A 231-nucleotide genomic window follows, 5' to 3' on the forward strand; every position below is an offset into this window, starting at 1 on the left:
CTATCTACGTTCGCTATGGCGACGTGGTTTATCCGGTCCCAACGCATGAGAGCTACCGTGAACAATACGATGCGATTACCGAGATAATTACTGACGGTACTCGGCGTCGTCGTGCTTGGGGTGGATGGGAAGACAACATGCCCGTGTTCTATTTGGTTCTCCAAGCAGCAGCACATTCTATCTCTGTCACGCCAAGCCGTGAAAGCTTGCACATTTCCGAACGTGCAGCCG

Annotated in this window: 1 protein-coding gene; it reads left to right on the top strand. The window is 52.4% G+C overall.

Annotation, left to right across the window (positions count from 1 at the left end):
* The coding region (locus RMT89_RS45700; protein WP_315889645.1) for a hypothetical protein at positions 1-231 on the top strand (231 nt) is incomplete at both ends.

Source organism: Streptomyces sp. P17, assembly GCF_032436805.1.
Taxonomy (GTDB): Bacteria; Actinomycetota; Actinomycetes; order Streptomycetales; family Streptomycetaceae; genus Streptomyces.